Origin of the sequence: Sphingopyxis granuli, assembly GCF_001559015.1 — a bacterium.
GTDB classification, from domain to species: Bacteria; Pseudomonadota; Alphaproteobacteria; order Sphingomonadales; family Sphingomonadaceae; genus Sphingopyxis; species Sphingopyxis granuli.
The window spans coordinates 2,298,557-2,315,915 of sequence record NZ_CP012199.1 but is presented as its reverse complement, the minus strand read 5'-3'; the positions used below and the strand labels follow the sequence as shown (position 1 = coordinate 2,315,915).

The window sequence follows — 17,359 nt, the reverse complement described above, 5'->3', positions numbered from 1 at the left end:
TCAGCCGATCGTCACGACGGTGTCGCTGGTGAAATCATAGGGCGGCACGACCAGATTCTTGGGCGCCGGACCTTTGCGGATGCGCGCCGCGGTGTCGTAGTGCGATCCGTGGCACGGGCAGAAATAGCCGCCGAAATCGCCGCGCGGCTCGCCTTCGGCGGCGCCCAGCGGAACGCAGCCGAGGTGTGTGCAGACACCGAGCGTGATCAGCCAGTTCTCCTTGCCCACCTTGGTCCGCTCGGCCAGCGTTTCGGGGTCGCGCAGTTCGCTGAGCGGCACCTTGTTCGCCTCGGCGATCTCGGCGGGGACGAGGTTGCGGACGAACACCGGCTGCTTGCGCCAGCTCGTCTTGATCGACTGCCCCGGCTGGATCGCCGAAATGTCGATTTCGGTCGACGACAGCGCGAGCACGTCGGCGGACGGATTCATCTGATTGACCAGGGGAAGAACCACCGCGACGGACCCGACTCCGGCAAAACTCACTGCCGCGATATTGATGAAGTCCCGGCGCCGCACGCCATCTTCGATGCCGGCGGAGGTTTCGGTTTCACTGGCCATTCGACTGCCCTTGCATGGGTGAACTGACAAAGTTCCCGGAAAGGAATGACCCGCCCCTGATGCATGCGCGCGAAACGACGCAGCCCCGGCGGCCCCTCCGGGAATTGCCGGCCTGATAGCCGCACATACCCGCCTTGCCAACAGGCAATTTCCCCTTTTCCGCCAATGCGGCGGGCTTGGCCCCTCGCCTCTCGATTCGCTGCCGGGCCGGCGCTATGGCGGCGACATGGACCTGGCGCTGTTCCAGCCCGAGATCGCGGGCAACGTCGGCACGACGCTGCGCACCGCCGCCTGCCTGGGCGTCGCGGTCCACATCATCGAGCCGTGCGGCTTCCCCTTTTCGGACGCGGCGCTGAAACGCGCTGGCATGGATTACGCCACGCGCGCCAACAGCCGGCGCCACGCCGACTGGGCCGCGTTCCGGTCGTGGAGCGCAGCGGAAGGGAAACGGCTGGTGCTGCTGACGACGGCCGGGGCGACTCCCCTTCCCGCCTTCGATTTCCAGCCCGGCGACACGCTGCTGCTCGGCAGCGAATCCGCGGGCGCTCCGCCCCATGTCCACGATGCCGCGGCGGCGCGGGTCGCGATTCCGATGCGTCCGGGCTTTCGGTCCTTGAATGTCGCGGTGGCGGCTGGCATCGCGCTCGCCGAAGCGCTCAGGCAGACGAAAGGCTTTCCCGCATGATCACGCTCGATCCCCAGCAACAGGCGGCACGCGACTGGTTCGAGTCGCTGCGCGACCGGATCTGCGCCGCGTTCGAGGCGATCGAGGCCGAAGCCGGCAGCGACGCCCGCTTCGCCTACACGCCCTGGGACCGCGAGGCCGAGGGGCTCGCTTCCGGCGAAGGCGGCGGCGGGGTGCGCGGGGTGATGACGGGGCAGGTGTTCGAGAAGGTCGGGGTCAACGTCTCGACCGTCGGCGGCCGTTTCGCGCCCGATTTCGCCCAGTCGATCCACGGCGCGGGCGACGACCCCAGCTTCTTCGCCACCGGCATCAGCCTCGTCGCGCACATGGCGAATCCACATGTCCCGGCGGTCCATATGAATACGCGCTTCCTCGTCACCCAGAAGCGCTGGTTCGGCGGCGGCGCCGACCTCAACCCGCCGATTCCCTATGCCGAGGATACCGACGCCTTTCACGCGCGGCTGCGCGCGGCCTGCGCCCCCTTCGGGCCCGATGTCTATCAGCGCTACGCCAAATGGGCCGACGACTATTTCTTCATCCCGCACCGCGGCGTGCATCGCGGCGTCGGCGGCATCTTCTACGACCATCTCGAATGCGGCGACGACGCCGAATTCGACCGCAACTTCGAATTCACCCGCGCGGTCGGCGAAGCGTTCCTCGACATCTTCCCGCAGATCGTGCGGCGGCGGATGAACCAGCCGTTCACCGACGCGGACCGCGAGGCGCAACTCGTCTGGCGCGGCCGCTATGCCGAGTTCAACCTCGTCTACGACCGCGGCACGCTGTTCGGACTGCGCACCGGGGGCAATATCGACGCGATCCTGATGAGCCTGCCGCCGGTCGCCAAATGGAGCTGACGGACGGAAGGCGGCTCCACGGTCGGACCGCCTTCCCTCGCGTCGCAGATCAGGCGAACACGTCGCTCCTGTTGGTCCCGCCCAGCGCGCGATAGAGGCCCGCCGGCACCCCGACCTGCAGATAGGCCATCGGGACGCTGAGCAGGATCGCGCCGATGATCAGGCCGAGCATCGACCCGGTGCCCGGCGCGCCGCCGGCCAGCAGCGACACGCCGACGATCATCCCCAGGATCATGAAGATCACGATCAGCGCGACGCCGAGCAGGATGAAATAGGCGAAAATCTTCCACTGCGACGCGGCGGTCATCCGCCACGAAGCGCCGAGCGCCGCGAGCACGTTATAGCTGCGCTGGTCGGCCATATAGGGGCCGGTGCAGCAAAGGCGCGCGGCGAGCCAGACGAGGAACAGCAGGAACAGCGGCGCGATCAGAAAGAATGCCAGGCCAATTCCCATCAGCGCCGAACTGCTCGGCTCGCCCCCGCTCGCCAGCGTCGTCAGGGCGCTGCCGAAGAACAGGAAACCGATGATGCCGAGCAGCAGGACGACCACGACCGCCAGCAGCAGCACCGGCAACGAAGCGATCATTCCATAGCCGAGCGCCGCGCCGACCGGCTCGCCGCCATTGGTCAGGCCGATCCGCCAGGACGCGAAATAGCTGCCCGTCTGGAGCACATAGTTGACGATGCCGAGCAGGGCGCCCGTCGCCCCCATCGCCGCGATCAGGCCGGCGCTGTTTTCGGCCATGGCGGCCGGATCGAACATCGTCGCGCCGCCGCCCAGCAGAAGCTGGAGGATCAGCGGCGCCGCGATGCCGACGCCGATCAGCACGATCGCGTGATGGACCGCCTGCCCGCTGAAGAAACCGGTCGCATAGGACCAGGCCTCGCTTATGCTAATTCGGTTCATGTCATCCGTCTCCCCTGCTTGCCGAACCGGCTTCCGCGCTTCCGCTTTCCGGCCCCTGCCATCATTCGAACAGTTCGCTCCGCCGCACGGCGAGCTGGCGATACGCGGCGGCCGACACCGCGATCGAAACGAAGCTGGCAACCGCGCCGAACCCGGCCTCGACGAGCCCGCTGAGAATCCGACCGATCCCCGCGCCGGTTCCGCCGACAATCCCGACGAGGCTGCCGAGGATCACCGATGCGATTCCGAAGACCAGCGCGACCAGGAACAGGAAAAAGAAGATCGACCAGGCATTGCCCTGGGTCAGCCGCCAGCTTTCGCCGATCGCGGCCATGGGATTGCGGATTCGCCGGTCGGCGACCGCGGGTGCGATCAGGGCGAGCCGGCCGACCAGATAGAGTCCCGGCACGATGAGCAGGATGAAGCCCAGCGCCAGCATGATGCCCGCCAGCAGATGCGCCACCAACAAGGTCGGGAACAGCGTCAGCGCAAAGCTCAGCGCCTCGCCGACGCTCGTCCCGGTGCGCGACAGCCACAGCCGCAGGATCGCCAGCGTCCCGGCAATCGTGAACAGCGCCACGACAAGGCTGCCCGGCACCATCTGCCGGATATTCTCGCGAAAGGTCGCCATGATCTGGTCGACCGTCGCGCCGCTCGGCGGTTCGATCGGCACCGGGCCGAACCAGGCGACCGCGAGCGCCGGAAGGAAGAGAAAGACCGCCGCGATCGTGCCGGTCAGGCCGCTGTGGGAGCGCAGCAGCTGGACCGCATCGTCCCACGCCGCGCCCATGTCGAATTTTGTCATTGATACCCCGTCGCTTTTCGGTGGTTCCGTTTTCCGGGGGAGAGTGACGTGCCCGGCCTCTCCTGTCCAGCATTCTCGGCAGTGCCGCGCAGCGCGGGCTTGCGTCGTCGGGAACCGCGAGGCAGGGAGCGACCATGCCCGACCCCGCCCTGCCCGAATGGCGCGTCACGCCCGGTCTTGCCGATTATGCGGAGGCGCTTGCCGACATGGAGGGGCGCGCCGCCGCGATCCAGGCTGGCGATGCGCGCGAACGCATCTGGCTGCTCGAACATCCGCCGCTCTACACCGCCGGGACGAGCGCCGATCCTGCCGAACTGCTGGAAGCGCGCTTCCCGGTGCATGTCGCGGGACGCGGCGGCCGCTACACATACCATGGCCCCGGCCAACGCGTCGGCTATGTCCAGTTGGACCTCGCCCGGCGCGGGCGCGACGTGCGCGCCTATGTTTCGGCGCTCGAGGGCTGGGTGATCGACGCGCTGGCGATTTTCGGTGTTGTGGCGCGGCGCGCCGAGGGGCGCATCGGCATCTGGACCGACGATGCGCAGGGTCGCGAAGCGAAGATCGGCGCGATCGGCGTCCGGGTGCGGCGCTGGGTGACGCTGCACGGCTTTGCGCTCAACGTCGCTCCCGACCTGTCGCATTTCTCCGGAATCGTCCCCTGCGGCATCGCCGAATTTCCGGTCACGAGCCTCGCCGCGCTGGGAATCGATGCCGATATGGATGACGTCGACGCCGCCTTGCGGCAGGCGCTGCCCGCCTTTCTCGACAAGCTTCCGGCAAGCGATTAGGAAGCCCGCATGAACCGTTCGCTTCTCGCTTCGCTCCTGCTTCTTCCCCTTGCCGCCTGCGGTGGCGGCGACAGCGGCGGCTCCTCGACCGCCAAGCTCGACGCGGTGGAGGTGCAGCCGGGGACTATCAGCGATTCGATGATTATCCTCGACGACGCCGCGGGCGACGGCACCGCGATCGACAACAGCGTGCCCGACGATGGGTCGAAGAAGGAAGCGGCCAAGCCCGACGAGGCGACGACGGACGACGCCGATGCCGCCCCGGACGCGGCCGACGACAATCCCGACGCGGTCGACATGCCCGCGGCGCGCAAGGCGGTCACCCCGGAGAGCGCAGCCAAAAAGGGCTGACCCGATCCTTTGCCGAACGTCGGCATGCTGAACCTGTTTGGCCTATATGCCCTTCAGGCACATCGGGAGCTGTTCCCCGGCGAAAGCCGGGGTCCAGATGGCATGGCGCTGCCCCACATGGACCCCGGCTTTCGCCGGGGAACACTCCTTGCCGGAAAGCGATAATCACCAGCTTTTTCAGGGTCGAGGCGGCATGGTAAGCCCCTCCCCTTCGGGGGAGGGGTTGGGGTGGGGCTCGAACCCTTGTACGATCCCCCCTCACTTGAACGGGAAGGGCTCGATTCGAGTCAAACAGGACAGAGTTTAGAGCCTGATGCCATGCGTTGGAATCGTCATTGCGAGCGGCGAAGCCGCGCGGCAATCCAGAGCGTGCGGTAACCGCCCTGGATTGCTTCGCTCCGCTCGCAATGACGCAAGCAGGTCGATCCAGATCGTCGCGCCCGGAACCCAGGTCGACACCCACGGCCTTCCCCATGATCCGCCGGTCAGCGCAGCCCCAGATGCTTGTGCGTCTGGAGCGACAGCTGCCAGCGCGGATCGCGCATCACCAACTCGATGCAGGCGCGCGCATTGTCGGCCGCATGCGCGTCGTCGAGCGGCTGGATCAGCCGATGTGCGAAATCGAGGCCGGCCAGACGCTCGACGTCGCTGCCCGGCTGCGGCCAGACCAGTTTCAGTTCGTCGCCGCTCGTCTGGACCAGTTCGCTTCCCGCCTTCGGGCTGACGCAGATCCAGTCGATGGCGCGCGGAACCGGCAGCGTGCCGTTGGTCTCGATCGCGATGGTGAAACCTTCGCCGTGCAGCGCGTCGATCAGCGCCCGATCGACCTGCAGCATCGGTTCGCCGCCGGTCAGCACGACATAACGACGATCGCGCGCCTCGCCCCAGCTTTGCGCGATCGCCGTCGCCAGCGTCGCGGCGTCGGCATATTTGCCGCCAAGCGTCCCGTCGGTGCCGACGAAATCGGTATCGCAAAAGCGGCATACCGCTTTCGCCCGATCGACCTCGCGACCGGTCCACAGGTTGCATCCGGCAAAGCGGCAGAACACCGCGCGGCGCCCCGACCGGGCGCCTTCGCCCTGCAGGGTCAGGAAAATCTCCTTGACCGCATAGCTCATGCCGGGGGCTTCACCGCATAGCGCGTCGGATCGGTCAGCCCCGCCTCGGCAAATCCCTTGCTGCGCAGGCGACAGCTGTCGCACAGCCCGCAATGCAGGCCATCGGGTGCCGGATCATAGCAGGACCAGCTCATCCCCGCGTCGAGGCCGAGCCGCGCCGCCTCGGCCGCGATATCGGCCTTCGACATATATTGCAGCGGCGCATGGATGCGAAAGGCGACGCCCTGGTCGCCGTCGCGCGTCGCGAGCCGTGCGAGCGCCTCGAAGCCGGCGATGAACTCGGGGCGGCAGTCGGGATAGCCCGAATAGTCGAGCGCGTTGACTCCGATCACGATATCCGCCGCCCGGCGCGCTTCGGCAAGGCCCAGGGTCAGCGACAGGAAGATCAGGTTGCGCGCCGGGACATAGGTCACGGGAATATCCTCCCCCACCCCGTCCTTCGGCACCGCGATATCGGCGGTCAGCGCCGACCCGCCGAAGCGCCGCAGGTCGAGCGGCAGCACGATATGCTCGTCCGCGCCGACCGCGGCGGCGATCCGCGCCGCCGATTCGAGTTCGACGCGATGGCGCTGGTTATAATCGATGGTGAGCGCGACGATCCGCGCCCCGGCCTCGCGCGCGAGGCCCGCGCAGACCATCGAATCGAGGCCGCCCGACAAAAGGACGACCAAAGGCTTTCCGGCAAGGTCCTGCATGCGCCGCCCGTTACGCTCGCGGCGGCGCCCGCGCAAGGCCCGCGCCGACAAAGGAAACGGGCCGCGCAGCCTTTGCTGCACGGCCCAGTTTGGCATGAAAGCCTTTAGGAAGAAGAACCACACATCGGCTCTGTCCCCCTTTGTGAAGGAAGAAGGTTAAGGCCTGCTTAACGCGGTTCAGCAGCCGCCGGTGCGGCGTCCCTCGATCGCCTGCGAAAAGGGCCGTCCTTCGGCGATTCCCTGCGTGTCGATCTGGACGAGGCGGTTGGTCTCGGCGCGAATGGTGGTGCGGCCGTGCCCGGCGCCGGGACAGGTGTAATGGACCGTCACCGAATTGGGCGTGTCCTCGATGACATAGCGCGAGCAGCCCGAGCGCGGGTGATAGACCTGGATCATCCGCCGCGCATCGCCGAGGCACAGCGTCTGCATGACCTTGTCGCTGCCGCGCTCGCGAAGCTGCCAGCTTCCCTTTTCGAGCCGGTCGAGCATCGCCAGCGACGGCGCCTGCGCGGGCACCGCGGTCGCACCCGCCGCCACCGCCGCAATCGTCGAAATCCATCGCATGAAGGGAGAGAAGATCGCCATTTCCACCTTGTCCACCGGCTGCCCGCACCCAGGCAAAACGCGACCCTGTGGACAGTCCGTTAGCAAGACGAGGGCGCGGTTTCAACCGCTTGGCGCTGAATAGCGTCGTTTCGTCGCCCCGTTCCGGGACCGCGGCGGCTCAATCGCGCGCCGCGATGTCGTCGAGCGCGATCGGGAAGATGCGCGAGCAGAAAGCGCAATCGACCGGGATCACGCCCCCTTCGTCGGCCATCTCGCGCCGCTCGGTTTCGGGAAACTGCGCCAGCACCCCGGCAAAATGCTCGATGCTGCACCGGCACCCGCGCGACACCATCGTGCCCGGTTCCACCCGCACCTCGTCCTCGTGATAGAGGCGCCATGCCAGCGTTTCGAGCGAGGTCGCGGGGTCGGTCAGTTCCTCGTCCCTCAGCGTCGCCGCGATGGTGCGCGCATGCTCCCATTCGGGATGCTCGCGCCGCAGGTGTAGCCGGTCGCGCCCCGCCTCGCCCTCGGGCAGATGCTGGAGCAGCAGGCCGCCCGCGACGCAGCCCGCCTCGGGATCGCGCCGGGCCGCGAGGCGGATCAGGCTCGGAATCTGTTCGGACTGCTCGAAATAATGCTCGGCGGCCTCCCCGATCGATGCGCCTTCGAGCGGAACGATGCCCTGATAGCGCTCCCCGGTCAGCGCATGGTCGAAGGTGATCGCGAGAAAGCCTTCGCCGAACAGCGCGAACAGGCTCGGATCCGGGCCGATTCCCGCCAGCCGCTCGGCATCGAACTTCATATATCCGCGCAATTCGCCGCCACGATAATCGCAAACCAGCAGCTCAACCGGCCCCCCCCCCGTCTGCGCCTGCAAGGTAAGCTGGCTTCGCTCGTCCTTGAGCGTCGAGCCGAGCAGCACCGTCAGCACCAGCGCCTCGGCCAGCAGCTTTTCGGCCACCGGCGGATAGTCGTGCGCCGCCATGATCCGGTTGAGCGCCGGGCCGAGCCGCACCAGCCGCCCGCGCACATGGCGGTCGGCGATAGTGAATGCCAGCGGCTGGTCGAACCAGCTTTCCGGCGCCTCGCTCATAGGTGGCCGAGCGCCCACAGCAGGATCGATTTCTGGGCGTGGACGCGGTTTTCCGCCTCGTCCCACACGCGCGATTGCGGCCCGTCGATCACGGCGTCGACGACTTCCTCGCCGCGATGCGCGGGCAGGCAATGCAGGAACAGCGCGTCCGCCTTCGCCTCCCCCATCAGTCGCTCGTCGACCTGGAAGGGCGCCATCGCGGCGAGCTTGTTATGCGCATGCGCCTGCCCCATCGACACCCAGGTGTCGGTGACGACGACATCGGCACCCGCCGCCGCCTCGCGCGCGTCGCAAAAGAGGTCGATACGGACGCCGCGCGCTCGCGCCGCCTCGACGAAGCCGGGATCGGGCTCATAACCTTGCGGGCAGCCGGCGCGGATATGGAAACCGAACAACCCCGCCGCTTCGATCAATGACGACAGGACATTGTTGCCATCGCCCAGCCATGCGAGTTCGAGCCCCGGCAGTGCCTTGCCATGTTCGACGAGCGTCAGCAGGTCGGCGACGATCTGGCAGGGATGCGACAGGTCGGTCAGCCCGTTGATCACCGGCACCGGTGCATGCGCCGCCATGTCCTCGACCTTGGCATGATCGTCGGTACGGATCATGATCGCGTCGGCATAGCGCGACAGCACGCGCGCGGTGTCGGCGATCGTCTCGCCGCGCCCGAGCTGCATCGACCCCGAGTCCATGACCATCGCCGAACCGCCGAGCTGGCGGATCGCGATGTCGAAGGAGGCGCGGGTGCGGGTCGAGTTCTTTTCGAAGATCATCGCGAGCACATGGCCGGCGAGCGGCGCATCGGCGTCGGGCTTGCCCTTGGGCCAGCCGGCGCGCGCCGCCTTGCGGTCGATCGCATCGGCCAGCATCGCCGCGATCGCATCGCCGCCGGCGTCGGACAGGTTCAGGAAATGCCGCATCAGCTTTCCGGCGGCGTATAGTTCGCCGCTCCCGCCGACAGTTTCTCGATGAATTCGTCGATATGATGCTGTTCGATGTTGAGCGGCGGCAGGACGCGCACGACATTGTCGCCCGCCGCCACGGTCAGCAGCCCGTGGTTGTCGCGCAGGTGCGCGACGAAGGCCCGGCTTTCCGCCTTGAGCTTGACTCCAAGCATCAGTCCCATGCCGCGGACGCTTTCGAACAGGTCGTCGTGGTTCGGGATCATCTGTTCGAGCGCGCCGCGCAGGCGCTCGCCGGTCGCCTTGACCTGATCGAGGAATCCCTCCTCGAGGATCACGTCGAACACGGCCTGTCCCGCCGCCATCGCCAGCGGGTTGCCGCCATAGGTCGAACCGTGCGTGCCGAACGTCATGCCGCGCGCCGCCTTTTCGGTTGCCAGGCAGGCCCCCATCGGGAAACCGCCGCCGATCCCCTTGGCGCTCGCCAATATGTCGGGCGCGACGTCATATTGCTCATAGGCATAGAGGGTGCCGGTACGCGCGACGCCGCACTGAACCTCGTCGAAGATCAGCATCAGATCGCGTTCGTTGCAGATGTCGCGCAGCCCCTGCAGAAAGGGCTGCGACGCGGGGCGGATGCCGCCCTCGCCCTGCACCGGCTCGACCAGGAACCCCGCCGTATTGTCGTCGACGAGGTCGAGCGCGGCGTTCAGGTCGTCGAACGGCGCATAGGCGAAACCCGGAAGCAGCGGATCGAACCCCTTGCGCAGCTTTTCCTGATTGGTCGCGGAAATCGTCCCCAGCGTCCGCCCGTGGAATGCGTTGTTGAAGGTGATCAGGACGTGCTTTTCGGCATTGCCCGCGCTCGAATGATAGGCGCGCGCGGTCTTGATCGCGCATTCGACCGCCTCGGCGCCCGAATTGGTGAAAAAGACGGTGTCGGCGAACGTATTGTCGACAAGGCGCTGCGCAAAGGCCTCGCCCTGCGGACTGCCGTAAAGGTTCGACACATGCATCAGCGTCGCCGCCTGATCCTGGATCGCCTTGGTCAGGTGCGGGTGCCCGTGGCCGAGCAGGTTGACCGCGATGCCGCTCGCGAAATCCAGATAGCGCTCGCCTCGCTCGCCGATCAGATAGGCCCCTTCGCCGCGCACCGGACGCACACCGCACCGGGGGTAAACGGGCATCAGCGGCGTGATCGACATGGCACAGCACCTTTCCAGACAGATAAAAGGAAAAAGGCGACCGCATCCGGGCCGCCCTTGGTCGGGCGGCTCCTATACCGCCGCGGCGTAAGGCGCGTCAACACGGCGGGCTAAAGGCTTTTCGCCGCCTCCATCGCCAGCGCCAGCGAGCGCTTGCGCGCGTCATGGTCGTACATCGAGGATGCGACAATGACCTCGTCGGCACCGGTACGCGCCACGAACGCCTTCAGCCCCGCCGCGACATCCTCGACCGTCCCGACCGCCGAGCATTGCAGCACATGGTCGAGGATCGCGCGCGCATTCGGCGGCAGGCTGTCCGTGTATCCCGCGCGTGGCGGCGGCATCCGGCCTGGATTGCCGGTGCGCAGCGCCACGAACGCCTGCTGCTGCGACGAGGCGAGATACTCCGCCTCCTCGCGCGTGTCGGCCGCGAAGACGTTGAAGGCCGCCATGGCATAGGGTTCGGAAAGCTGCGCCGACGGCTTGAACTGGCGGCGATAGAGCGCCAGCGCCTCGTCGAGCGCGTCGGGCGCGAAATGGCTGGCGAAGGCATAGGGCAGGCCCAGCATCGCCGCGAGCTGCGCGCCGAACAGGCTCGACCCCAATATCCACAGCGGAATGTTCGTCCCCTCCCCCGGCACCGCGCGGATACCGAGCCGCTCGCCGCCCGCGAGGAAGGCCTGCAACTCGACAACGTCCTGCGGGAACTGGCGCTCGTCGCTCGCAAGATTGCGCCGCAGCGCCTGCGCGACGCGCTGGTCCGACCCCGGCGCACGGCCGAGCCCCAGGTCGATGCGCCCTGGAAACAGCGCCTCGAGCGTCCCGAACTGCTCGGCGATCACCATCGGCGCATGGTTCGGCAGCATGATGCCGCCCGCACCGATGCGGATCGTCCGCGTCGCATGGCCGATGTGCGCCAGAACGACCGAGGTCGCGGCGCTCGCAATCCCCGCCATGCCGTGATGTTCCGCGACCCAATAGCGCGAATAGCCGAGTTCTTCCGCATGGCCGGCCAGATCGGCGGCGTTGGCGAGCGATTGCGCGACCGTCCCATTGTCGGTGACGGGGACGAGGTCGAGGAAGGCGAGTTTCAGCATCGGCCCTAATTGGGTGCCCGCTCCTCCGATTGCAACGTTGCGTTTCGCAACCTACAGCGTCGTCCGTTATATCCGAATTATCTTCCCGTTCGTGTCGAGCGAAGTCGAGACACCCAACGACAGAGCGCAAGGTCGATAGGTGTCTCGACTTCGCTCGACACGAACGGAAGAGGGGTGGCACTAAATTAATGTCCGACGTTCCAAGTCGCCTCGGCCCCGAACAATGATGGAGACCCCAGCCCATGAAGACCCGCCGCCTCGGCCAGAGCGCCATCCACGTCACCGACATCTGCATGGGCACGATGACCTTCGGCAGCCAGGCCGACGAAGCGACCGCGTTCCGGGTACTCGACCGCTGCTTCGAGGCGGGCATCAATTTCTTCGACACGGCAGAGGGCTATCCGGTGCCGCCCGACATCCAATGGGTCGGCCGCACCGAGGAGATCGTCGGCCGCTGGATGAAGACGAAGCCGCGCGACGCGATCATTCTCGCGACCAAGGTATCGGGGCCGAGCCACGTCTGGTTCAAGTCGCCGTGCCGCGGCGGCACCACCGCGCTCGACCGTCACCATATCCGCGCGGCGATCGAGGGCAGCCTGACGCGGCTCCAGACCGACTATGTCGACCTCTACCAGACGCACTGGCCCGACCATGACGCCCCCTATGACGAGATGATGGACGCGCTCGACGAAATGGTGCGCGAGGGCAAGGTGCGCATCCTCGGCTGTTCGAACGAGACGAGTTGGGGCCTGATGAAGGCGCTGGCGGCGTCCGAGCGGCTGGGCGGCGCGCGCTATCACACGATCCAGAACAATTTCAGCCTCAACAACCGCCGCTTCGAGGACGAGCTCGCGCAGGTCTGCCGACAGGAAGGCGTCAGCCTGATCCCCTATTCGCCGCTCGCCGGCGGCGTGCTGTCGGGGAAATATCAGGATGGCGCACGGCCGGAGGGTGCCCGCTTCTCGCGCTATCTGGCGATGGAGGGCCGGCAGGCCGCGATGGGACGGCGTTTCGTGAACGACCGGAGTCTCGCCGCGACCGAACGCTACCTTGCCATCGCCGAAGAGGCGGGGCTGCACCCGGTGACGATGGCGACCGCTTGGTCGAAGCAGCATGATTTCGTCGCCTCGACGATCGTCGGCGTCAGCAGCCACGAACAGGTCGACCCGATCCTCGATGCGATCGACCTCGTGCTGGGCGACGATGTGATGAAGGCGCTGAACAAGGTCGGCAAGGATATCCTCTACCCTATGGGGTAACCTCGTCATTGCGAGGAGCCGAAGGCGACGCGGCAATCCAGAGCTGGCGTAAACCCGCCCTGGATTGCTTCGCTCCGCTCGCAATGACGTGATCAAAAACTATAGCGCGGCCTTGAACAGTTCGAGCATCCGTCCCCACGCCTTCTCCGCCGCCGCTTCGTCATAGGCACGGCCGTCGGGCGGGCACCAGCCGTGCATCGCGCCCTTGTAGACCTCGACCTCGTGCCACTCGGGACGCGGGTCGAGCGCTGCTTTCAGCCGGACCTTCTCCTCCGGGTCCTTCTGGTCGTCATTGTCGGCGATCGCGAACAGGAAGCCGGCCTGCGTTTCTGGAATCAGCAGATGCGGGCTGTCGGGCTTGTCGGTCGCGACCGAGGCACCGTGGAAGCTCGCCGCCGCCTTGACGCGCCCCGGGTTCAGCGCCGCGGTGTAGATGACCATCGGCCCACCCATGCAATAGCCCGCGGTGCCGATGCCGCGCTCCGTATCGACCTCCGCCTGCGCATCGAGAAAGGCAAGATGCGCCTTCGCATCACTTTGCACCGTCGCACGATCGAACCGCTTCAGATAGCCGAACAGCGTGTCGCGCACGCCCGGGTCGTCGAAATCATGGCCGGGATAGACGACCGGCGCCTTCGCCCAGCGATAGAAGGGATTCACGCACAGCACCGCATAGCCTTCGCCGGCCAGCCGATCAGCCATCTGGCGAAAGGCCGGGCGCAGGCCGCGAATGTCGGGCCAGATCAGCACGCCCGGATGCCTGCCCTCTCCAGGCGCGGTGAAATAGGCGTCGGCGGTGCCGTCGTCGGTCGCGATCGTCACGTCGCGTCCCTTCACGGCCCCCGCGGCGCAGGCCGCCGCCGGCAGCATCGAGGCCACCGCTCCCGCTCCGATCAGGGCGCCGAACGCGCGCCGCCGGACGGGAAGCCCGGCGCGGTCGAGATCGGCTTCGGTGAATTCGTCGCACATGGCTCTCTCCTCTTCCCTCTCTCTTCCCCGGCGCCGATACGCGCCGGAGCGCCAAAGGCTGCGGCCGCGAAAAGCGATTCTCCGAAAGGCGCGAAAAACTGCGCAACTTCACTCTGAATTCGCATGGCGGGAGCCAATGGTTACACGAGCAGCTAAGCACGGCCACGAATAATAGGAAAGGGTTGGTGCGAATGCCCTTGCCGCGAAGGGAGCGGGCGTCAGGCGTGCAGCAGCACCTCGTCATAGCCATGCGCGACATGATGCACGCCTACGCCGCGCAGCACCTCCCCATGCGCCCTACGGTCGAGGATATGGCCGCCGCCGCAGAAGCCGATCACCGTCATCCCCGCCGCGAGCGCCGCCCGCGCACCCGTCGGCGAGTCCTCGATCGCCAGACAGGCGCCGGGATCGAGGCCGAGTCCCTTAGCGGCGGCGAGATAGATATCGGGATGCGGCTTGCCGCGGGCCCAGCCGTCGGCGCTGTAGACGTGGCGTCCGAAATGGCGCGCGAGTCCGAAGCGATCGAGCGACGCGGCGATATAGGCGGGGCTGCTCGACGAAGCGATGGCGCGCGGCAGGCGGCCCAGCGAGTCGAGGAATTCGGGCGCGCCCGGCACCGGTGCGAAACCTTCGGCAAAGCGTTTCTGCGCCCGTTCACGATGCCTCTCGCGGAAATCGTGCGGCAACGGCCGCCCGAGCCGCACGACGATCCGCCGCTCGGTCTCCTGCCAATTATGCCCGCAATAGTCGCGCAGGCATTCTTCATAGGTCGTTGGCAGCCCGATGGCGGTCAGGCTTTCGGCAAGCGTCCGGTTCGCGCGCACCTCGCTGTCGGCGATGACGCCGTCAAAATCGAAGATGATCGCGGCGGGGGTCACTCCACCGTCACCGATTTCGCCAGGTTACGCGGCTGGTCCACGTCCGTCCCCTTGGCCACCGCGACGTGATAGGCCAGCAATTGCACCGGCACGGCGTAGACGAGCGGCGCGATCAGCGGGTGGACCTTGGGCATCTCGATCGTCGCCATGCAGCCCTCGCCCGCTTCGGCCAGGCCTTCGGCGTCACTGATCAGCACGACCTTGCCGCCGCGCGCCATGACCTCCTGCATGTTGCTGACGGTCTTTTCGAACAGCGGGCCGGAGGGGGCGAGGACGATCACCGGCACCGCTTCGTCGATCAGCGCGATGGGCCCGTGCTTCATCTCGCCCGAGGCATAGCCCTCAGCGTGGATATAGCTGATTTCCTTGAGCTTGAGCGCGCCCTCGAGCGCGAGCGGATAGTCGGGGCCGCGGCCGAGGTAGAGCACGTCGCGCGCCGGGGCGACGAGCGGCGCCATCTCCGCGATCTCCTCGTCGTGGGCGAGCGCGGCGTTGAGCGCGGCGGGCGCTTCGATCAGATGCCGGACGATCTCGCGTTCCTGCGCGGCGTCGAGCTTCCCCTTGCGCAGCGCGAGATGCGCCGCGAGCGCGGCGAGCACCGCGAGCTGGCAGGTGAAGGCCTTGGTCGAGGCCACCCCGATCTCCGGCCCCGCATGGGTCGGGAGGAGCAGATCGGCCTCGCGCGCCATGCTGCTGGTCGGGACGTTGACGACGACCGCGATCGTCTGCCCCTGCGCCTTGCAATGGCGCAGCGCCGCGAGCGTGTCGGCGGTCTCACCCGACTGCGAGATGAAGAGCGCGAGCCCGCCGGGCTGGAGCACCGGGTCGCGATAGCGGAACTCCGACGCGACATCGATGTCGACGGGCACGCGCGCGAACTGCTCGAACCAGTATTTGGCGACCATGCCGGCATAAAAGCTGGTGCCGCAGGCGACGATGGTGATGCGGTCGATCCGCGACAGGTCGAAATCCATCTGCGGCAGCGCCACCGTCTGTTCGAGCGGGCGGATATAGGAAGAAAGCGTCTGCGCGACGACGGTCGGCTGCTCGAAAATCTCCTTTTGCATGAAGTGGCGGTAGTTGCCCTTCTCGATCGCCGTCGCAGTGACGCCCGAGGTGGTGATGTCGCGCTCGACGGGAGTGTTGTCGCGGTCGAAAATCCGCGCACCGTCGCGCGTGATAACGACCCAGTCGCCTTCCTCCAGATAGGCGATCTTCTGCGTGAGCGGCGCCAGCGCCAGCGCGTCCGACCCGAGATAGGTCTCACCGTCGCCATAGCCGACGACGAGCGGTGAACCGAGCCGCGCGCCGATCAGCAGGTCGGGATGGTTGCGGAATGCGATGGCGAGCGCGAAGGCGCCGCGCAGTTCGGGGAGCACCGCCTTCACCGCTTCTTCTGGCGATTGCCCCGCCTCGATCCGCTCGGAGACCAGGTGCGCGACGACCTCGGTATCGGTATCGCTCTCGAAACGGCGACCGCGCGCGGTCAGCGCCTCGCGCAGCGGCCGGAAATTCTCGATGATGCCGTTGTGGACGAGTGCCACCTCACCCGTCGCGTGCGGGTGGGCGTTGTTCGTCGTCGGCGCGCCGTGCGTCGCCCAGCGCGTGTGGGCGATGCCAACGGTCCCCGGCGCCGGATGCGCGGCCAGTTCCTTGACGAGCCCCCCCAGCTTGCCTTCGGCCCGGCGGCGGATCAGTTCGCCGCCCTCGACCGTGCAGACGCCCGCCGAGTCATAGCCGCGATATTCCATCCGCCTGAGTCCGTCGACCAGGCGATCCGCCACGGGGGCCTTGCCGATGATTCCGATGATTCCGCACATGGGCGACCGTCTTTCTATAGGGTGTAGGGGACACGGATGCCCGGCATCGCCGCCGGAAAATCCTTTGTGTTTCGCGTGACCAGAACACGACCGCGCGTAAGCGCGGTCGCCAGTATGATCGCATCCATGGCTTTGAGCCGAAACCGCTCACGCCGCAGCGCAGCGGCGCGCTCCCCGATTTCGGCGTCGATTTCATCAACCCCGAAACCGGACAGCATGATTTCCGCGCGCCGCAGACCGTCGCCCTCGCCTTTGGACATGACCTCGATCCACACCGCCCGGCTGATCCAGACCCGCCCCCTTTGCGCGGCGCGTTCCAACTCGGCGCGCGCCTGGGGAAACCCGCGCAGCAAGTCGATGACGATATTGCTGTCGAAAGCAAAGCCGCTCACTTTTTCGCGCGCTTCTTCGATTTCGCTTTGGCGCCCGGCCGGGCCTGTATCGCCTTTGCCGGATCGGGATCGGTTTCGCCGGGCTTTATTCCCTGTTCGGCCAGCCAGGCTTTGTGAATTTCATATTCGCGATCATCCTGCTCGTCGAACAGGTCGGGAAACTCCGCCCGCACTTCCGGATAATCCGGGTCCCAAGGTCGTGTCGATCCGGCGCGCTCACGCCGCTGCCACTCAACAGCGTCGCCGATGTCGGTCCGATCCTTCCACGCCCCGAAACCGGCCTCGATCCAGTCCAGCGGCGTTTGCGGGCGATAAGCCGCCACCGCTTCGCGCAGGATCGCCGCGCGGGACTTCCCCTGCTCGACAGCAAGCTGGTCGAGCCATTTGATATCCTCATCAGGTAAATCGGCGAGTATGCGAGTCATGATATACTG

Annotated in this window: 20 protein-coding genes; 5 read left to right on the top strand and 15 right to left on the bottom strand. The window is 66.9% G+C overall.

From position 1 onward, the window contains the following. Window positions 1-558: a ubiquinol-cytochrome c reductase iron-sulfur subunit gene (gene petA / locus SGRAN_RS10700; protein WP_067106747.1), complete on the bottom strand. Its 558-nt coding sequence runs from the start codon at window positions 556-558 to the stop codon at window positions 1-3. Window positions 559-784: 226 nt separating this feature from the next. On the opposite strand from petA, the gene SGRAN_RS10695 reads away from it, so the two are divergent. Both SGRAN_RS10695 and hemF read left to right on the top strand, forming a co-directional pair. After that, complete coding sequence (locus tag SGRAN_RS10695; RefSeq protein WP_067183481.1) at window positions 785-1,243, top strand: tRNA (cytidine(34)-2'-O)-methyltransferase; 459 nt, start codon at window positions 785-787, stop codon at window positions 1,241-1,243. After that, window positions 1,240-2,100: an oxygen-dependent coproporphyrinogen oxidase gene (gene hemF, locus SGRAN_RS10690; RefSeq protein WP_067183478.1), complete on the top strand. Its 861-nt coding sequence runs from the start codon at window positions 1,240-1,242 to the stop codon at window positions 2,098-2,100. The genes SGRAN_RS10695 and hemF overlap by 4 nt, the downstream gene beginning before the upstream one ends. A gap of 49 nt (window positions 2,101-2,149) precedes the next feature. Here the strand turns inward: hemF and SGRAN_RS10685 are convergent, their stop codons facing one another. Both SGRAN_RS10685 and SGRAN_RS10680 read right to left on the bottom strand, forming a co-directional pair. After that, window positions 2,150-3,007, bottom strand: coding sequence for a hypothetical protein (locus tag SGRAN_RS10685; RefSeq protein WP_067183476.1), 858 nt, complete (start codon window positions 3,005-3,007; stop codon window positions 2,150-2,152). Between the two features lie 61 nt (window positions 3,008-3,068). Next, entirely contained in the window at window positions 3,069-3,812 is a 744-nt protein-coding gene (locus tag SGRAN_RS10680; RefSeq protein ID WP_067183474.1) for a glycerophosphoryl diester phosphodiesterase membrane domain-containing protein, read from the bottom strand. 134 nt (window positions 3,813-3,946) lie between these two features. On the opposite strand from SGRAN_RS10680, the gene lipB reads away from it, so the two are divergent. Both lipB and SGRAN_RS10670 read left to right on the top strand, forming a co-directional pair. Beyond that, entirely contained in the window at window positions 3,947-4,600 is a 654-nt protein-coding gene (lipB, locus tag SGRAN_RS10675) for a lipoyl(octanoyl) transferase LipB (RefSeq protein WP_067183471.1), read from the top strand. A 9-nt stretch (window positions 4,601-4,609) separates the two neighbouring features. Then, window positions 4,610-4,951: a hypothetical protein gene (locus SGRAN_RS10670; protein ID WP_067183468.1), complete on the top strand. Its 342-nt coding sequence runs from the start codon at window positions 4,610-4,612 to the stop codon at window positions 4,949-4,951. 485 nt (window positions 4,952-5,436) lie between these two features. Here SGRAN_RS10670 and queE read toward each other — a convergent pair whose 3' ends face one another. The 7 genes from queE to SGRAN_RS10635 all read right to left on the bottom strand — a co-directional run bounded on the left by queE (window position 5,437) and on the right by SGRAN_RS10635 (window position 11,607). Continuing rightward, window positions 5,437-6,069: a 7-carboxy-7-deazaguanine synthase gene (queE, locus tag SGRAN_RS10665; protein ID WP_067183467.1), complete on the bottom strand. Its 633-nt coding sequence runs from the start codon at window positions 6,067-6,069 to the stop codon at window positions 5,437-5,439. Beyond that, window positions 6,066-6,764 carry a 7-cyano-7-deazaguanine synthase QueC gene (queC, locus tag SGRAN_RS10660; RefSeq protein ID WP_067187027.1) on the bottom strand — a complete coding sequence of 233 codons (699 nt, stop codon included), beginning with the start codon at window positions 6,762-6,764 and terminating at the stop codon, window positions 6,066-6,068. Before queC ends, queE begins: the two co-directional genes overlap by 4 nt. A 177-nt stretch (window positions 6,765-6,941) precedes the next feature. Beyond that, window positions 6,942-7,364: a hypothetical protein gene (locus tag SGRAN_RS10655; protein ID WP_237234009.1), complete on the bottom strand. Its 423-nt coding sequence runs from the start codon at window positions 7,362-7,364 to the stop codon at window positions 6,942-6,944. A gap of 124 nt (window positions 7,365-7,488) precedes the next feature. Further along, a complete protein-coding gene (gene hslO / locus SGRAN_RS10650) occupies window positions 7,489-8,403 on the bottom strand; it encodes an Hsp33 family molecular chaperone HslO (protein ID WP_067183462.1) in 915 nt (304 codons plus the stop codon). Continuing rightward, window positions 8,400-9,326 (bottom strand): ornithine carbamoyltransferase, encoded by a 927-nt coding sequence (gene argF / locus SGRAN_RS10645; RefSeq protein WP_067183460.1) that lies wholly within the window; start codon window positions 9,324-9,326, stop codon window positions 8,400-8,402. Before argF ends, hslO begins: the two co-directional genes overlap by 4 nt. Then, entirely contained in the window at window positions 9,323-10,510 is a 1,188-nt protein-coding gene (locus SGRAN_RS10640) for an aspartate aminotransferase family protein (protein WP_067183458.1), read from the bottom strand. The genes argF and SGRAN_RS10640 overlap by 4 nt, the downstream gene beginning before the upstream one ends. A gap of 110 nt (window positions 10,511-10,620) precedes the next feature. Further along, window positions 10,621-11,607 (bottom strand): LLM class flavin-dependent oxidoreductase, encoded by a 987-nt coding sequence (locus SGRAN_RS10635; protein ID WP_067183456.1) that lies wholly within the window; start codon window positions 11,605-11,607, stop codon window positions 10,621-10,623. A 242-nt stretch (window positions 11,608-11,849) separates the two neighbouring features. Between SGRAN_RS10635 and SGRAN_RS10630 the strand changes: the two genes are divergently transcribed. Next, window positions 11,850-12,866 (top strand): aldo/keto reductase, encoded by a 1,017-nt coding sequence (locus tag SGRAN_RS10630; RefSeq protein WP_067183453.1) that lies wholly within the window; start codon window positions 11,850-11,852, stop codon window positions 12,864-12,866. 99 nt (window positions 12,867-12,965) lie between these two features. Here SGRAN_RS10630 and SGRAN_RS10625 read toward each other — a convergent pair whose 3' ends face one another. The 5 genes from SGRAN_RS10625 to SGRAN_RS10605 all read right to left on the bottom strand — a co-directional run bounded on the left by SGRAN_RS10625 (window position 12,966) and on the right by SGRAN_RS10605 (window position 17,350). Further along, window positions 12,966-13,835, bottom strand: a complete 870-nt coding sequence (locus tag SGRAN_RS10625) for a dienelactone hydrolase family protein (RefSeq protein WP_067183450.1) — start codon at window positions 13,833-13,835, stop codon at window positions 12,966-12,968. A 218-nt stretch (window positions 13,836-14,053) separates the two neighbouring features. Continuing rightward, window positions 14,054-14,713, bottom strand: a complete 660-nt coding sequence (locus SGRAN_RS10620) for an HAD family hydrolase (protein ID WP_067183447.1) — start codon at window positions 14,711-14,713, stop codon at window positions 14,054-14,056. Beyond that, window positions 14,710-16,533 (bottom strand): glutamine--fructose-6-phosphate transaminase (isomerizing), encoded by a 1,824-nt coding sequence (gene glmS, locus SGRAN_RS10615; protein ID WP_067183445.1) that lies wholly within the window; start codon window positions 16,531-16,533, stop codon window positions 14,710-14,712. Before glmS ends, SGRAN_RS10620 begins: the two co-directional genes overlap by 4 nt. Before the next feature lie 14 nt (window positions 16,534-16,547). After that, window positions 16,548-16,925, bottom strand: coding sequence for a type II toxin-antitoxin system VapC family toxin (locus SGRAN_RS10610; RefSeq protein WP_067183443.1), 378 nt, complete (start codon window positions 16,923-16,925; stop codon window positions 16,548-16,550). Next, on the bottom strand, window positions 16,922-17,350 hold the full coding sequence (locus SGRAN_RS10605; protein ID WP_082737199.1) for a ribbon-helix-helix domain-containing protein: 429 nt from the start codon (window positions 17,348-17,350) through the stop codon (window positions 16,922-16,924). Before SGRAN_RS10605 ends, SGRAN_RS10610 begins: the two co-directional genes overlap by 4 nt. Between the last annotated feature and the right edge of the window lie 9 nt (window positions 17,351-17,359).

Bases quoted from the DNA above. Each gene is read 5' to 3' on its own strand.
- SGRAN_RS10640 (WP_067183458.1), bottom strand. From the start codon at position 10,510: ATGTCGATCACGCCGCTGATGCCCGTTTACCCCCGGTGCGGTGTGCGT.
- hemF (WP_067183478.1), top strand. From the start codon at position 1,240: ATGATCACGCTCGATCCCCAGCAACAGGCGGCACGCGACTGGTTCGAG.
- SGRAN_RS10680 (WP_067183474.1), bottom strand. From the start codon at position 3,812: ATGACAAAATTCGACATGGGCGCGGCGTGGGACGATGCGGTCCAGCTG.
- SGRAN_RS10670 (WP_067183468.1), top strand. From the start codon at position 4,610: ATGAACCGTTCGCTTCTCGCTTCGCTCCTGCTTCTTCCCCTTGCCGCC.
- SGRAN_RS10605 (WP_082737199.1), bottom strand. From the start codon at position 17,350: ATGACTCGCATACTCGCCGATTTACCTGATGAGGATATCAAATGGCTC.
- SGRAN_RS10630 (WP_067183453.1), top strand. From the start codon at position 11,850: ATGAAGACCCGCCGCCTCGGCCAGAGCGCCATCCACGTCACCGACATC.
- lipB (WP_067183471.1), top strand. From the start codon at position 3,947: ATGCCCGACCCCGCCCTGCCCGAATGGCGCGTCACGCCCGGTCTTGCC.
- hslO (WP_067183462.1), bottom strand. From the start codon at position 8,403: ATGAGCGAGGCGCCGGAAAGCTGGTTCGACCAGCCGCTGGCATTCACT.
- SGRAN_RS10685 (WP_067183476.1), bottom strand. From the start codon at position 3,007: ATGAACCGAATTAGCATAAGCGAGGCCTGGTCCTATGCGACCGGTTTC.
- queC (WP_067187027.1), bottom strand. From the start codon at position 6,764: ATGCAGGACCTTGCCGGAAAGCCTTTGGTCGTCCTTTTGTCGGGCGGC.
- SGRAN_RS10625 (WP_067183450.1), bottom strand. From the start codon at position 13,835: ATGTGCGACGAATTCACCGAAGCCGATCTCGACCGCGCCGGGCTTCCC.
- glmS (WP_067183445.1), bottom strand. From the start codon at position 16,533: ATGTGCGGAATCATCGGAATCATCGGCAAGGCCCCCGTGGCGGATCGC.
- SGRAN_RS10695 (WP_067183481.1), top strand. From the start codon at position 785: ATGGACCTGGCGCTGTTCCAGCCCGAGATCGCGGGCAACGTCGGCACG.
- petA (WP_067106747.1), bottom strand. From the start codon at position 558: ATGGCCAGTGAAACCGAAACCTCCGCCGGCATCGAAGATGGCGTGCGG.
- queE (WP_067183467.1), bottom strand. From the start codon at position 6,069: ATGAGCTATGCGGTCAAGGAGATTTTCCTGACCCTGCAGGGCGAAGGC.
- SGRAN_RS10635 (WP_067183456.1), bottom strand. From the start codon at position 11,607: ATGCTGAAACTCGCCTTCCTCGACCTCGTCCCCGTCACCGACAATGGG.